Here is a 13,998-nt window from a genome sequence, read left to right as displayed (position 1 = left end):
TCCTCTGGGTGAGACAGACAGTCAAGCCTACTCGGTGCGCGAGGGTCGCGGCGACGGGTCCGCCTGGCTCCGCCGTCGGCGCTGCCTCGGGTCCTGACGCCTGGTTGATGGCCACAGACGCGCTGTCACACCTATTTGTTTTGACAATTGAGGGACGAAATAGCCCAGCCCCCCTGTCCCAGCGAACTAAGTCATGTCAAACTTGTCCCGTGGACCCTTATCGCCAACGCCTGTTCCCCGGCCTCTTCTTCATCGACGCCGTCCTTGAGGCCGCCGACACCAAGGCGGAGATGTCGCGGCGGATCACGCTGCAGTACCTGCAGCGCGCCGCCATGGCGGGCATCCTCATCGGGCTGTTCTACCTGGCCTACTTCACCGTGCTGTCCGTCGTCGCCTCCGTCCCGGCCCTGGGGGAGGGCGGCTACGGGCTCGGCAAGGCCATCGGTGCCTTCGTGTTCGGCTGGGCGCTGGTGTTCATCTACTACACCAAATCCGAGCTCCTCACCTCCAACATGATGGTCAGCGCCATCGCCGTCTACCACCGCCGGCTCGGGCGGATGCGCGGGCTCCGGCTGCTGGGGCTGTGCTTCCTGGGCAACGCGCTGGGGGGCCTCGTCCTCGCGATCATGGCGAGGTTCTCCACCCTGACGGGCGGCGCCGTCGGCGAGAAGATGCTGGGCGCCGTCGAGGTGAAGCTCGGGTACATGTCCTCGATGTCCGGCGTCGGCGACCTGTTCGTCCGCGCCATCCTCTGCAACCTCATGATCAATGTGGCGATGCTGCTGGTCTACAACGGCTTCCTCAAGGACTCCATCACCATGGCGCTGACCATGGTGATGTCGGTGTTCATCTTCGCGTTCCTGGGGCTCGAGCACTCCGTGGCCAACACCATCCTGTTCACCATCGTGGGCTTCACCCAGGGGGTCGACGTGTGGCCCGCCATCGGCAACGTCGCGGTGGCCCTGCTGGGCAACTTCATCGGCGGCGGCGTGCTCATCGGCGTCTACTACGCCCATGTCAACGACGACCGGCGGCTCGCGGCGCGCGCCTGAGGTCACCGCCGCGCCCGGTTGGTGGGGCGCGCGTCCTCACCCGTGAGGCGCTCGTGCACCTCGTAGACCGCCAGGGCCGCGCTGGCCAGCTCGGCCCACGGCTCGGGGCCGGCGGGGGAGCACGACGACGCGGCCGGGACCGCCCCGACCACGCGCGGCCGGCGCAGCGCCGCCCGCCCCGACGTGGGCTCCAGCCCCCAGGCGAGGTCCGGCCGAGCGCGGGTGAAGTCCCACGTCAGCAGCCGATCCCCGTCCGGGCCGGGCGTCCGCCAGGTCACCACCGGCTGGGCCCCGGTGTGGTCCACCGCCTCGCCCGCCACGCCGCCACGGTCCGCCACCGAGGAGCCGACGGCGGGCGCCAGGGCAGGGCGCGCCCAGCGGGGGCGACGGGGGAGGCAGTCCACCGCGGGCGCCGCGGGGGCGCCGTCGACGACCTCCACCCGGCGCGTGGCCAACCGCCCCTCGAGCAGATCGACCAGCCGCGTGGCGCTCTGCGTGCGGCCGGCGTCGTCGACGACGATCCACCGCCCGAACGTGCGCTCCACCACCAGCCGGGTGGCCAGCAGCGCCGGGGCGCGGCGGGACCGGGTGCCGGCCGGCGGGGCCAGGTCCAGCACGATCCGCGCCAGGTGGGGATGGCCCACGCGGTCCGCGACGTCGGCGAGGGTGCGGTCCAGCAGCAACGCCCGGCGGTCCGCCCGGGTGGCCGGCGCGTCCGGGCGCTCCACGCCGAACCGCCGCGCCGCGAGCCAGGCGTCGTCCAGGGTGTCGAGGGTGTCGCGCCACCGCTCCGCGACCGGCCGCCCGTACCGGCTGCTGAGGACGGCGAACTGCTGCCCGCGCTCGGTGGGCAGCGCGAGCTCGGCGCCGTCGTCGAAGCGGTGGACGGCGGGCGGCGCCTCCGTCATGGCCAGGCCGGCGCGGGCCAGCTCCGCATCGAGGGTGCGGCCCGATTTCTTGAACAGGTCGCGCCAGGGGGCCGGCAGCGTCACGACGGGGGGCAGCTGCCCACGCTCGGCCGCCCACCGGCCGCCCATGGCCTCACCGCAGAGGTCGAGGCGCACCTGGTGGCCCAGTTTCGCGAGCCGGGCGGCGCAGGCCATGCCGGCCAGCGTGCCGCCGCGGATCGTGAGCATGCCGCCCAGGATAGGGGTTGACGTTCTGTCGGTGGGGGGGCATATAGTAGGAACTACCGAACGCCTGTTCTATTAGTTCGGGGAAGCTCTGGTGGAACAGGCGCACGGTATGGGCCGCCTGGGCCTGGCGTGGCTTCGACCCCTACGCCGGGCCAGGGCTCCCGGGTCGAGAAGCACAGTCTGCACCCCCTCATCTCCCCGGAAGGCCGCCATGCGCATGTACGACGAACCCATCCACGTGCTGTTCAGCGACGAGCCCCGCCAGTTCATCTGGCGGGACCGGCTGCTGCTGGTCAAGGAGGTCCAGGGGCGGTGGAGCCGCGCCACGCCGTGGTGGTCCGGGCGGCAGGTGCGCGCGGCGCGGGGCGAGGAGGTCGCGGCGGAGCGGGGCGAGGAGGTCGCGGCCCGCGACCTGCTCGGCGAGCGGGAGGTGTGGCGCGTCGAGGCCGGCAACGGGCGGCACCGCGGCGTCTACGAGCTGGCGCGCACGGTGGACGCAGAGGACTGGGTGCTCCAGGCGGTGCTGGACTGATGTCGGAGTTCGTGCACCTGCGCGTGGCCTCCGGATACTCCTTCCAGTACGGCGCGTCGCACCCCGGTGAGCTGGTGGCCGAAGCGGTGCGCCACGGCATGGACGCGCTCGCGCTCACGGACCGCGGCGGCCTCTACGGCGCGGTCCGTTTCGCCAAGGCCTGCCTCAAGGCCGGGATCGCCCCCATCGTCGGGGTGGACCTGGCGGTGCGCCCGGCCGGGTGGCAGGCCACGCGGCGCCCCTCGGCGGCCCGCGGCGGGCAGTTGCGCGACGAGCGCCTCCCGCGCGTCGTGGTGCTGGCCACCTCCAGGGCGGGGTGGGGCACGCTGTGCGCGCTCATCACCGAGGCCCAGCTCACGGGCGAACGCGGTGATCCGGTGGTCTCCCTCGGCATCCTCGCGCGGCACTGCGCAGGGCACGACGCCGTGGTGCTGCTCGGCGCGGATTCGGAGGTGGGCGAGGCGCTCGCCGTGGGCCGCCCGGATCTGGCGGAGGTCGCGGCCAGGCGGTGGCGCGCGGAGCTGGGCTCCGGCCTGGTCCTGGCCGCCACCAACCACCAGGTGGGTGGCCGCGGGGCGGGGTCGGCGCACCACGCGGCGGGCATGATCCGCCTGGCCCGCCGGCTGGGCCTCCCCGTCGTGCTCACCAACGCGGCACGGATGGCGCGCCGGGAGCAGGCCGCCACCGCGGACGTGCTGGACGCCGCGCGCCGCCTGGCGCCGCTGGACGTGCGCACCATCGACAGGCGAAACGCGGAGGGCTACCTGAAGACGGGGGAGGCCATGGCGGTCGCGGCGGACGAGGCGGCCAGGCTCGCCGGTGAGCCGGACGGCACGGCCCTGCTGCGCGCCACCCGGCACCTCGCCGAGCGGTGCCGGCTGGACCCCGTCGGGGACGTCGGGCTGGGGGAGATCCGCCTGCCGGAGTTCGAGACCCTCGGCACCACCGTCGAGCTGGCGCCCTCGGTGCTGCGGGCGCGCTGCGAGGCGGGCCTGGCGCAGCGGTACGGCGCCCTCACCGCAGAGGTGACCGGCCGCCTCGACGACGAGCTGGCCGTCATCGGAAAGCTCGGTTTCGAGTCCTACTTCCTCACGGTCGCCGACGTGGTGGGCCTCGTCCGGGAGCTGGGCATCCGCTGCGCCGCCCGCGGCTCCGGCGCCGGCAGCCTGGTCAACTACGCCCTCGGCGTCTCAGGGGTGGACCCCATCCGGCACGGCCTGATCATGGAGCGCTTCCTGTCCCCGCTGCGGGTGGCGCTGCCGGACATCGACCTCGACGTGGAGTCCGCCCGCCGCACGGAGGTCTACGACACGATCCTGGCCACCTTCGGCGGCCAGCGGGTGGCGTGCGTGGCCATGATCGAGACCTACCGGGTGCGGCACGCCGTGCGGGACGTGGGCGCCGCGCTCAGCCTGGCGCCGGTGGAGGTGGACGCCATGGCCAAGGCCTTCCCGCACATCCGCGCCCGGGACGCGCGCGCCGCGCTCCGGGACCTGCCGGAGTTGCGCGCCGCGGGCCTGGGGGAGGAGCGGCTGGACGTGCTGTTCTCGCTGGTCGAGTCGCTCGACGGGCTGCCCCGGCACATCGCCCTGCACCCCTGCGGCGTGATCCTCAGCGATTCGTCGCTCGGGCAGCGCACCCCGCTGGAGGCCAGCTTCGGCGGCTACCCCATGAGCCAGTTCGACAAGGACGACGTGGAGGATCTCGGCCTGCTCAAGCTGGACGTGCTCGGCATCCGGATGCAGTCGGCCATGGCGCACGCGCTGACGGAGATCGGGCGCACCTCGCCGTCGGGGCCCCCGGCCCTCATCGACGAGCTGGAGCCCTTCGACGACCCGGCGGTCTACGACATGATCGCCCACCGCGCCACGCTCGGCTGCTTCCAGATCGAGTCGCCCGGCCAGCGGGAGCTGGTGGGCAAGTTCGGGCCGGAGACCTTCCACGACATCATCGTGGACATCTCCCTCTTCCGGCCCGGCCCCGTGAAGTCGGACATGGTCACCCCGTTCCTCGAGGCGCGGCAGGGCTGGGCGGAGCCGGAGTACCTGCACCCCAGCCTCATCCCGGCGCTGGAGCAGACCCAGGGCGTCGTCGTGTTCCACGAGCAGATCATCCAGATCATCTCGGTGGTCACGGGCTGCTCGCTGGCCCAGGGCGACGAGGTGCGCCGGGCGCTGGGGGACAAGGAGGGCCAGGCGCAGGTCAAGGAGTGGTTCTGGCCCAAGGCGCGCGCCCGCGGCTACGAGGACCCCATCGTCGAGCAGATCTGGGACATCCTCGAATCGTTCGCCTCCTTCGGGTTCTGCAAGGCGCACGCGGCGGCGTTCGCGCTGCCCACCTACCAGTCGGCGTGGCTGAAGCGCTATTACCCGGCGCATTTCCTGGCCGGCATCCTCACGCATGATCCGGGCATGTACCCCAAGCGGCTCCTGCTGGAGGAGGCGCGTCGGATGAACATCGCGGTCCTCGGGCTGGACGTCAACCGCAGCACGGCGCAGTACCGCGCCGAGCGCCTGGCCGACGGCGAGGCCCCGATGGCCCTGCCGGAGCACCTCGCCATGGGGGCCCCGCCCAGCACCGACGGGCTGCCTCAGATCGACGGGTGGGGCATCCGGCTCTCGCTGGCGGACGTCAAGGGCATGGGGGAGGCGGAGATGGAGCGCATCGTCGCCGGCCAGCCCTATGCCTCGCTCTCGGACTGCTGGGCGCGGGCGCGGGTGGCGGAACCCGTCGTCGAGCGGCTGATCCTCGCCGGCGCGTTCGACCACCTCTACGGCATCGGCCGGCACGCGTCGGTGCAGCGCCGCGGCCAGGTCACCCGCCGGGATCTCCTCCTGGCGCTGGCGGACCTGCACCGCGAGCGACGGGCGGACGAGCGGGCCGCCACCCGCGCGAAGGGCCGGCGCCGCGCCGTCGCCGGGCAGGACCCCGGTGACCTCGCCTGGGCGCAGCGGCAACGGCTGGGCCACGCGCCGCAGGCGGTGCAGGGCGCGCTGGACTTCGGGGACGCGGAGGCTGAGCCGACGGCGGACGTCCCCGTCACCGGCCTGCCGGAGATGGACGACGAGCAGCGCCTGAAGGCGGAGCTGGAGATCCTCGGCCTGGACGCCAGCCAGCACATCATGGAGCGCTACCTCCCGCTGCTGCGGGCGCTGGGCGCCACCAGTTCCCGCACGCTGCTGGAGCAGCGCAACCAGTCCGAGATCCTCGTCGCCGGGGTGAAGGTGGCCACGCAGACGCCGCCGGTGCGGTCGGGGCGGCGGGTGATCTTCCTGACCCTGGACGATTCCACCGGCCCGGTGGACACCACCTTCTTCGAGGACGCGCAGGGGCCGTATGCGGCCACGGTGTTCTCGTCATGGATGGTGCTGGTGCGCGGCAAGGTCCGCCGCACGGGGCCCAGGGGCGTGTCCATCCGCGCCACCGGCTGCTGGGACCTGGGCCGGCTGGACCAGGCGTGGCGCGCGGCGCTGGCGGAGGGGGCGACGGAGGCGGAGGCGGTCGCGGCGGTGGTGGCCATCATCGACGAGGAGCCCGTGGGGTACAGCATGGTGGGCGAGTGGCGCCCCTCGAAGCCCTCGCCGGAGGTCGTCCCGGCGCCCCGGCCCGGCCCCGCAGGCCAGGACGACGAGCCGCCGCCGGATCCGCAGGAGCACACCCGCGCCGGGGGCATGGGGCGCCGTCGCGTGCTGGTGCACGCCAGCGGCTTCACGCAGTCGCCGTACTCGGACATCAAGCCGGCGGGCACGGGCGCGGCCGAGGCGCCGCGCAAGCTGTGGCATTCCAGCCCGGGAAGTTCGGGGAGGTGACATGCGCGTCATCGCACACGTGGACATGGACGCGTTCTACGCGTCGGTGGAGATGGCCCGCCACCCGCAGCTGCGCGACGTGCCGATGTTCGTCGGCGGCTCCACCCGCGGGGTGGTGCTCTCGGCCAACTACCCGGCCCGCCGGTTCGGGATCAGCGCGGGGATGCCATCGAGCCGGGCCCGGCGGCTGTGTCCCCAGGTGGCCGTCGTCCACCCGGACTTCGACCACTACTCCGCCGTCTCGGCGGGCGTCAGCGAGATCTTCGACACGCTGACGGACAAGGTGGAGATGGCCTCCATCGACGAGGCGTTCATCGACCTCACCACCGCGCTGCGCCGGCTGGGCGGAGACCCGGTCTCCGTCGCGGAGCAGCTGCGCGCCCAGGTGATGGACGAGCAGAGGGTGGCGTGCTCCGTCGGCATCGGCCCCAGCAAGTTCATCGCGAAGCTGGCCTCCAAGCAGGCCAAGCCCGACGGGTTGGCGCGGGTGCGCGACGAGGAGGTCATCGCCTTCCTGCACCCGCTGCCGGTGGAGGCCATCTGGGGAGTGGGGGAGGCGACGGCGGAGCGGCTGCACCGGCTGGGGCTCAGCACGGTGCGGGACCTCGCCACCACCCCCCGCGCCACCCTGCAGAGGGCCCTCGGCGACGGCCAGGGCGCGCTGCTGTCGGACCTCGCCTGGGGCCGCGATGAGCGCTCGGTGCTGTCCCGGGAGCCGGCGGAGCACAGCGTCGGCTCGCAGGAGACGTTCCCGCAGGACACCGACGATGCGGAGGTGGTCGCCACCGAAATCCTGCGGATGGCGGACCGCACAGCCTCGCGGATGCGGGCACAGTCCATGGTGGGGCGCACGGTGACGCTCTCGGTGCGGTTCGCGGACTTCACCACGATCACCCGCACCGGCACGCTCGCCGCGCCCACGGACCGCACCAACGACGTCTACGCCGAGGCGATGCGCCTGTTCACCCGGCTCAACCTCCAGCGCGCCCGGATCCGCCGGGTGGGGGTGCGGGTGGAGAAGCTGGTGCCCAGATCCAGCACCTACCAGCAGCCCGCCCTCGACGAGCCGGCGCGCGGATGGGCGGAGGCGGAGGAGGCGATAGACAAGGCGGTGCTGCGGTTCGGCCCGCATGCCGTGCAACGGGCCCGGCTCGCCCGCCGAAAGGACCCCCGATTGATCCACGCCTGATACCCGTTCGCAACGCGTCATGAGCACGATGGGTGAGATGAAGCTCCTTGTCATCGCCCCCGCCTCCCGCTACGAGCCCGGGCATTTCGGCGAACTCCTCACGGCCCTGGCGGACCGCACCGTGGACCTCGCCGCCGACGAGGGGTGGCAGGCCACCCTCATCGGCCTGCAGGACTGCGGAGACCACGTGTGGCACACCGCGCTGGCCGCGGCGGACGCCGTCGTCCTGCTCGGCGGGCACGACGTGGACCCTCGGGTGTACCACGGCCGCTCCGAATACCCCGGGTCCGGTGACCATCTCGGCACAGCGGACCGCCGCTCCATCGCGGTGGTGCAGGCCTGCGTGGCGGATCGCCGCCCGTTGCTCGGGATCTGCCGCGGCCTCCAGCTCATCAACGTCGCCTACGGCGGTGACATCGCCCAGCACCTACCCACGCACCTCACCCACCGGCTTCCGGACGGCGAGCGCGGCATGCGCGATCACCTCGTCGACGTGGCGCCCGGCTCGCAGCTGGCCGACGCCCTTCCCGGCGAGCAGCTACTGGTGCGCAGCTCTCACCATCAGGGTGTCGAACGGCTCGGCGCGGGCCTGGTGGCCACGGCGTGGGCCACGCATGACGGCGTCATCGAGGGCCTCGAGGACCCGGAGCGCCCGGTGCTGGCCGTGCAGTGGCACCCGGAGGACGCGGGGGCGGAGCCGGCTCAGCTGACCGGGCTCCTCGCCTGGCTGGAGGCGCACGTACGCGCGCAGCGGCTCAGCGCCTGATGTGCCTCAGAGGTCGCCCTGTTGGCGGCGGCGCCACCGCTCCTCGAGCTTGTCCATGAAGTCCTGCGAGGAGGTGGACGACGGGGGCCTGGGGGCCTGCGGGCGCAGCTTGCTTGCGTGCCCGCCGTCGTCCTCGACGCGGCGCCACGAGTGGATGCCGATGAGTGCCCCGCCGAGCATGAGCAGGAAGCCCAGCACGCTCACAGCCGGGTGAACCTGCACGCCCACGAGCAGCACCACGACCCCGACGATGAAGCCCAGCCCCGCGACGGCCGCCCGACGGCGGTGGATCCGGATGGACGACGACCCGCTCAGCGCATCAGCGAGCTTGGGGTCCTCGGCCATGAGGGACGCCTCAAGCTGCTCCAGCAGCTTGCGTTCCTGCTCAGAAAGCGCCATTGGTTCTCCCTCGTCCAGCCTTTCATCCCAGTCTATGCGCGGGGTCAACCCGCTGGAGCCCGCCTCCAGAGAGAGGCTGGAAGCAGTACCGCGCGGGCCCGGACCATGGGCGTGGACCGCGCCACCAGCGCGGCGCGCAGGGCCCGCACCTCGGCGGGGAGCCGCCCGGGATCCGCGGCCGTGCGCGAGAACCGGCTGACCTCGACGGTGTGCGCGATCGCCTTGAGAGCGGCGGCGCCGTTGGCGCCCAGCCCCTCGGCAGCCGCGACAGCCACGGGTCCGGGGGAGCCGTCGGGCCATGGGCGCCCGAAGTCGCGGAAGAGCGACTCCACCTCGAGCCAGGCGGACCCCGCCGCGACCCTCGGGTCCCCGCCCCGCAGCCGCCACCAGCGCTGGATGAGGCGCACGAGCGCGGGCAGGGCCAACAGCACCAGCACGCCGACCCCGACCAGCAGCCAGATCGTCCAGTCGGTTCCGCCGAACCCGCCGGGCGCAGTGGGGGTGAGCGTGGGCGTGGGGGCCTCCGGCGGGAGGGCCGAGGGCGTCGCGGACGCCGACGGGCTGGGCGAGGCCGACGCCGACGGGCTCTCCGAGGGCTGCGCGGCGGGATCGGTGTACTCCGTGGGCCCGTCGTAGGCAGGCGTGGGCTCGAACGGGATCCAGCCGAGGCCGTCGAAGTAGAGCTCGGGCCACGAGTGCGCGTCGTGGGCGGTGACCTCGAAGGAGCCGTCCTCGAGGCGCTCGCCCGGCGCGAACCCGATCGCCATGCGCGCGGGGATCCCCTCGGTCCTGGCCATGGTGATCATCGCGGCCGCGAAGTGGATGCAGTAGCCGGCCCGCTCGTCGAGCAGGAAGCTGCTGATGGCGTCGGTCCCCGTGGACGGCGGCGCGTCGAAGGAGTAGGCGAACTCCTCCGAGCGGAGGAACTCCTGGATGGCAAGGGCCTTCTGGCCGCTGGTCTCGGCGCCGGCCACCACCTCGGCGGTCAGCTCGGCCACCCCGGGGTCCAGCCCCTCGGGCACCGCCAGGGTGACCGCGTCGGTGCTGCCCGCCTCGGCGGCCTCGATGTCCTCGCGCGTCGGGGAGGGCATGGTCGAGACCACTGAGTAGGTGAGGTCGATGGTCTGCTCGAGGCGGTCCGGGCCGGAGGCCACCACACTCATCGTGTCCGGGTCGAAGCTCCAGCTCCCCGCGGCGTCGATGGAGTCGACGGCGAACGGCGCCGGGAGGTATTCCGAGGGGACGCCGGCCATGGTGACCTCGACCTCCACCCGTTCGCCCGGGAACGAGTAGGCGCCCGACAGCCCGAAGCGCGACAGCCGCATGGGCAGGAGCCGTGCCCCTGACGTGCTCAGTTCCGGCAGTGCGACCGTGCGGATGTAGGCCGGCTCGTCGTTGCTTGTGCGGTAGGTCAGCACCCGGCTGTCCTGGGGGCGTTTGAGGTCCTGCTCGAGGCGCACCGTCGGGTCGCTCAGCTGGATGGGGCCGTCGAGGCCCGTGGTGTTCCAGGGCTGCTTCTCGCCCAGGGGCACCAGCGGCGCCAGTAACAGGGCCAGAACAACGGCCACCGCGCCGGCCGCCACCGCCACCTGCGTGCGCGACAGCAGGTAGGCGCCCACCCGCGACGCCTTCCCGGTGACCTCGTCGGCGAGGCCCGTGGCGCTCAGCAGAACGGCCAGGTAGCCCACCACCACGGGCAGCAGGTAGGGGAACTCGAGGTCGGTGACCAGCGTGACGGCCGCGATGCCGTAGGCCAGTCCCAGCGGTGCGATGGCCCACCCCGGCTGTTCCAGCACGTTGATCAGCAGTTCCACCACCAGCACGAGGAGTGCGGTGAGGGCCACGATCAGCCACATCAGGCCGGGGGTGGGCTCGACGGGCGCCGCGCCCGTGCGGATGGTGAGGACCCCCTCGGCCACCAGTGACCCGATGGAGGAGACCGGCGCCATGATCCCGGCGCCGGCCAGCGCCGTCGCCCGCCAGGCGACGTAGGCGCCGACGGCCAGGATCTGGGCAAGGAGGACCAGCGCCCGCGGTAGCCGCAGCGCCGCCAACCCCGCCCCGAGCACGCCTGCCCCAGCCGTCACGACGGCCGCCTCGAGGAGGTAACCGGTGCCCTGCACCATCGTCGCCAGCGGGAGCAGCCCGAGCCACACGGCCACGGCGGCCACGACGCTCGTCCAGGGGTGGTAGCTGAATCTCACCGCGACACCCGGGTCCACACCTGCGGCACCGGCTCGCCGGGCCGGTAGCTCTCCAGGGTCCAGCCGTGGTTGCGCAGGAGCCGGCAGGCGTCGTCGTGCTCGTCGTCGACAGCTCCCCACGCCCGGGCGTCGGGGACCAGCGCCACCAGGCTGCGCGCGCGCCCGCCCGCCGCGACCAGCGCCGCCGCGTCAGCCGCGCGCAGCAGGCCCGTGGCGGCGATGATGGAGGCGGCCGAGGTGAGCGCCTCCGTGTCCGTGACGGCGCGACCGAGCCACGTCTCCTCCGACGGCGCCAGGTCCGTCATCGCCTCGAGCAGGGCGTGCTGGGCGCCGTGCCCGACGGCGTGTCCGGACTCGAACACCGTGCCCGACGGCGCCACCACCGCGAGCCGGTGGCGGCCCTCGACCAGGAGCGCGGCGATGGAGGTGACCGCGGAGACGGCCCACTCGAGGCTTCCCGTCGGCCCCTCCCCGCGGTGGGCGGCGAGGCGGTTGTCCACGACGAGCGTGCTCGACGGGTCCCACGGGTGCTCCTCCAGCCGGACCATGAGATCGCCCTGTTTGGCGGACATCTTCCAGTGCACGCGCCGCATGTCGTCGCCGTGGCGGTGCTCGCGCACCAGCACGTCGTCCTGCCCCGCCTGGCCGATCCGCTGCGGCGTGGCGTCGCCCGCCGCGCCGAGCCCGGCCCCGCCCGTGAGCTCGCCCAGCGGCCACACCCTCGGGGTGACGCGCAGGAGGGAGGAGTCGCCGGCCGAGGTGAACGTGCGGGTGGCGAGCCCGAAGGGGTCCGAGGCGTTGCCGAGCAGGGGCCCGACCTCGAACCGCCCCCTCAGGTCGGCCTCGAGGGTGTAGCCCACGGCCTGGCGCCACCGGCCGAAGCCGCGGGCGATGACGAAGCGGGCCCCGCCGCCGAGCACCTCGGGCGCCTCGTCGAGGAAGCGCAGCGCGCTGGCCTGCGCGGGGGACTGGTTGGCCACCTGCAGCACGATGCGGGTGGAGGAGCCGACGGGGATGGTGGCGGGGGTCAGGGAGCGCTGGTGGCTCACCCGTGGGCCCGCCAGGATCAGGTAGCCGACGGCGAGCAGCGGCAGGACCGCGAGCGTGAGGGCCACCCACATGAGGTCCCGCTCACCCAGGTAGCCCGAGCCGACGGTGGCGGCGGCGCCCAGGACCAGCAGCATGATGCCGCGGCCCGTCAGCCGTGTGCCCCGTTTCGGCAACGTGTCAGCCCCTGTTCGGCGCGGCGGTGGCGTCAACGATGGCGGCGACGATGCCCTCCGGGTCACGCCGCGACACCAGCGCCTCGACGGTGGGCAGCACGCGGTGCGCCAGCACGGACACCGCCAGGGTGTGCACGTCCTCCGGGATCACATAGTCCCGGCCGGCCAGCGCCGCCTCGACGCGGGACGCCCGCATCAGGTGCAGCGACGCGCGGGGGCTGGCCCCCAACCGCAGGTCGGGGTGGTGCCGGGTGCCCTCGACGATGGCCACGATGTAGTCGTTGATCACGGGCGCCACGTAGACCGTCCGGATCGTGCGGATGGCGGCGGCGATGGCGTCGGCGTCCGTGACCGGCGAGATGCTCGCCAGCTGGTCGCCGCCGGCGTTGTGCGTGAGCATCGCCACCTCGGCCTGCCGCGCCGGGTAGCCCATGGTGATCCTCGCCATGAAGCGGTCCCGCTGCGCCTCGGGGAGGGGATAGGTGCCCTCCATCTCGATGGGGTTCTGGGTGGCGATCACCATGAACGGCTCGCTCAGGTGGTAGGTGTGGCCGTCCGCCGACACCTGTCCCTCGGCCATGGCCTCGAGCAGCGCGGACTGTGTCTTGGGAGACGCGCGGTTGATCTCGTCGCCCAGCACGATGTGGGCGAAGATGCCGCCGGGCTTGAACTCGAACTCCCGCGTCGACTGGTTGAACACCGACACGCCCGTCACGTCGCTGGGCAACAGGTCCGGCGTGAACTGGATCCGCTTGACGTTGCCCGAGATGGCGCGGCCCAGCGATTTCGCCAGCACCGTCTTCCCGACCCCCGGCACGTCCTCGATGAGCAGGTGCCCTTCCGCCAGCAGCACGGCCACAGCCATCCGGATCTGATGCGGCTTGCCCTCGATGACCCGTCCCATCTCCTCAGCGATCCGGCGGGCGAGCTCGGACACCTCGGCGAGCGAGGGGGTGGCGGGTTGGTTCACCGGGACTCCTTGGGCTGACGGGTCGGGACGGCGAGTTCCAGCGTAGTTGAGCGCCGCAATGCGCAGCCAACACGCCGAAAAGTGGTGTGCTGGTGGAGGGAAGTGGGGTACGGTGGGGCGAAATGGAGTGAAGTGGATGGAAAGTGGAGCGAAAGGAGGTGCTCGGTCATGTTTCTGGGGACGTACACACCCAAGCTGGACGACAAGGGGCGCCTCATTCTCCCCGCGCGATTCCGCGACGCACTGGAGGCAGGACTGGTCGTCACCCGCACGCAGGAGCGGGCGTTGGCCGTCTACCCCAAGGACACGTTCGAGGCGCTGATGGCCGAGGCCATGTCCGCCCCGAGCACCGTGAAGCAGGTCCGCGATTACCAGCGCATGATGACCGCGGGCGCCAGCTTCGAAGTTCCGGACCGGCAAGGGCGGGTGACCATTCCCCAGATCCTGCGCGACTACGCCGGCCTGGATCGAGACGTCGTGGTGATCGGTGCGATGAACCGCGCCGAGATCTGGGACGCCGAGACCTGGCAGAAGTACTCCCAGGCCAGCGAGGAGAACTTCTCCGAGATGGACGACGAGCTCACCACCTTCCAACGGTTGTGACGGCCCACCCGGTGGCTCCCGGCCGGCGGCCCTGACCTCACTTCCCCGAGGTCAGGTCCACTCCGGAAGGGAACCTCCGGGTGGGGCGCGAGACGACGAACACGCACGAATCAAC

At 72.7% G+C, this 13,998-nt stretch carries 11 protein-coding genes; 6 read left to right on the top strand and 5 right to left on the bottom strand.

Features of this window, described 5'->3' with window-relative positions:
* Positions 1 to 209 precede the first annotated feature (209 nt).
* Entirely contained in the window at positions 210 to 1,052 is an 843-nt protein-coding gene (locus ACZK5N_RS03735) for a formate/nitrite transporter family protein (protein ID WP_459020145.1), read from the top strand.
* Between the two features lie 2 nt (positions 1,053 to 1,054).
* On the opposite strand, the gene ACZK5N_RS03730 is transcribed toward ACZK5N_RS03735, so the two are convergent.
* Positions 1,055 to 2,188 (bottom strand): hypothetical protein, encoded by a 1,134-nt coding sequence (locus ACZK5N_RS03730; protein WP_459020144.1) that lies wholly within the window; start codon positions 2,186 to 2,188, stop codon positions 1,055 to 1,057.
* Between the two features lie 217 nt (positions 2,189 to 2,405).
* Here ACZK5N_RS03730 and ACZK5N_RS03725 point away from each other — a divergent pair, with 217 nt between their 5' ends.
* The 4 genes from ACZK5N_RS03725 to ACZK5N_RS03710 are packed head-to-tail and all read left to right on the top strand — an operon-like array spanning position 2,406 to position 8,484.
* Positions 2,406 to 2,720, top strand: coding sequence for a DUF6504 family protein (locus ACZK5N_RS03725; protein ID WP_459020143.1), 315 nt, complete (start codon positions 2,406 to 2,408; stop codon positions 2,718 to 2,720).
* On the top strand, positions 2,720 to 6,529 hold the full coding sequence (locus tag ACZK5N_RS03720) for a DNA polymerase III subunit alpha (protein ID WP_459020142.1): 3,810 nt from the start codon (positions 2,720 to 2,722) through the stop codon (positions 6,527 to 6,529). The genes ACZK5N_RS03725 and ACZK5N_RS03720 overlap by 1 nt, the downstream gene beginning before the upstream one ends.
* A gap of 1 nt (position 6,530) precedes the next feature.
* Positions 6,531 to 7,718 carry a DNA polymerase IV gene (gene dinB, locus ACZK5N_RS03715; protein ID WP_459020141.1) on the top strand — a complete coding sequence of 396 codons (1,188 nt, stop codon included), beginning with the start codon at positions 6,531 to 6,533 and terminating at the stop codon, positions 7,716 to 7,718.
* Positions 7,719 to 7,755: 37 nt separating this feature from the next.
* A complete protein-coding gene (locus ACZK5N_RS03710) occupies positions 7,756 to 8,484 on the top strand; it encodes a gamma-glutamyl-gamma-aminobutyrate hydrolase family protein (RefSeq protein ID WP_459020140.1) in 729 nt (242 codons plus the stop codon).
* 6 nt (positions 8,485 to 8,490) lie between these two features.
* On the opposite strand, the gene ACZK5N_RS03705 is transcribed toward ACZK5N_RS03710, so the two are convergent.
* The 4 genes from ACZK5N_RS03705 to ACZK5N_RS03690 are packed head-to-tail and all read right to left on the bottom strand — an operon-like array spanning position 8,491 to position 13,280.
* A complete protein-coding gene (locus ACZK5N_RS03705) occupies positions 8,491 to 8,883 on the bottom strand; it encodes an SCO2097 family morphological protein (RefSeq protein ID WP_459020139.1) in 393 nt (130 codons plus the stop codon).
* A gap of 44 nt (positions 8,884 to 8,927) precedes the next feature.
* Positions 8,928 to 11,087 (bottom strand): transglutaminase TgpA family protein, encoded by a 2,160-nt coding sequence (locus ACZK5N_RS03700; RefSeq protein WP_459020138.1) that lies wholly within the window; start codon positions 11,085 to 11,087, stop codon positions 8,928 to 8,930.
* Positions 11,084 to 12,271 (bottom strand): DUF58 domain-containing protein, encoded by a 1,188-nt coding sequence (locus ACZK5N_RS03695; protein ID WP_459020137.1) that lies wholly within the window; start codon positions 12,269 to 12,271, stop codon positions 11,084 to 11,086. The genes ACZK5N_RS03700 and ACZK5N_RS03695 overlap by 4 nt, the downstream gene beginning before the upstream one ends.
* Before the next feature lie 43 nt (positions 12,272 to 12,314).
* Positions 12,315 to 13,280, bottom strand: coding sequence for an AAA family ATPase (locus tag ACZK5N_RS03690; RefSeq protein WP_459020136.1), 966 nt, complete (start codon positions 13,278 to 13,280; stop codon positions 12,315 to 12,317).
* Positions 13,281 to 13,448: 168 nt separating this feature from the next.
* Between ACZK5N_RS03690 and mraZ the strand changes: the two genes are divergently transcribed.
* Complete coding sequence (mraZ, locus tag ACZK5N_RS03685) at positions 13,449 to 13,883, top strand: division/cell wall cluster transcriptional repressor MraZ (RefSeq protein WP_459020135.1); 435 nt, start codon at positions 13,449 to 13,451, stop codon at positions 13,881 to 13,883.
* Positions 13,884 to 13,998: the final 115 nt, after the last annotated feature.

The sequence above is a fragment of the Tessaracoccus pujii genome (assembly GCF_055326215.1).
The sequence above is the reverse complement of the archived record's forward strand: the minus strand, read 5'-3'. Positions and strand labels throughout refer to the sequence as shown.

Coding starts and splice junctions, on each gene's coding strand:
- ACZK5N_RS03730 (WP_459020144.1), bottom strand. CDS start 2,188: ATGCTCACGATCCGCGGCGGCACGCTGGCCGGCATGGCCTGCGCCGCC.
- ACZK5N_RS03725 (WP_459020143.1), top strand. CDS start 2,406: ATGTACGACGAACCCATCCACGTGCTGTTCAGCGACGAGCCCCGCCAG.
- ACZK5N_RS03720 (WP_459020142.1), top strand. CDS start 2,720: ATGTCGGAGTTCGTGCACCTGCGCGTGGCCTCCGGATACTCCTTCCAG.
- dinB (WP_459020141.1), top strand. CDS start 6,531: ATGCGCGTCATCGCACACGTGGACATGGACGCGTTCTACGCGTCGGTG.
- ACZK5N_RS03710 (WP_459020140.1), top strand. CDS start 7,756: ATGAAGCTCCTTGTCATCGCCCCCGCCTCCCGCTACGAGCCCGGGCAT.
- ACZK5N_RS03705 (WP_459020139.1), bottom strand. CDS start 8,883: ATGGCGCTTTCTGAGCAGGAACGCAAGCTGCTGGAGCAGCTTGAGGCG.
- ACZK5N_RS03695 (WP_459020137.1), bottom strand. CDS start 12,271: ATGCTGCTGGTCCTGGGCGCCGCCGCCACCGTCGGCTCGGGCTACCTG.
- mraZ (WP_459020135.1), top strand. CDS start 13,449: ATGTTTCTGGGGACGTACACACCCAAGCTGGACGACAAGGGGCGCCTC.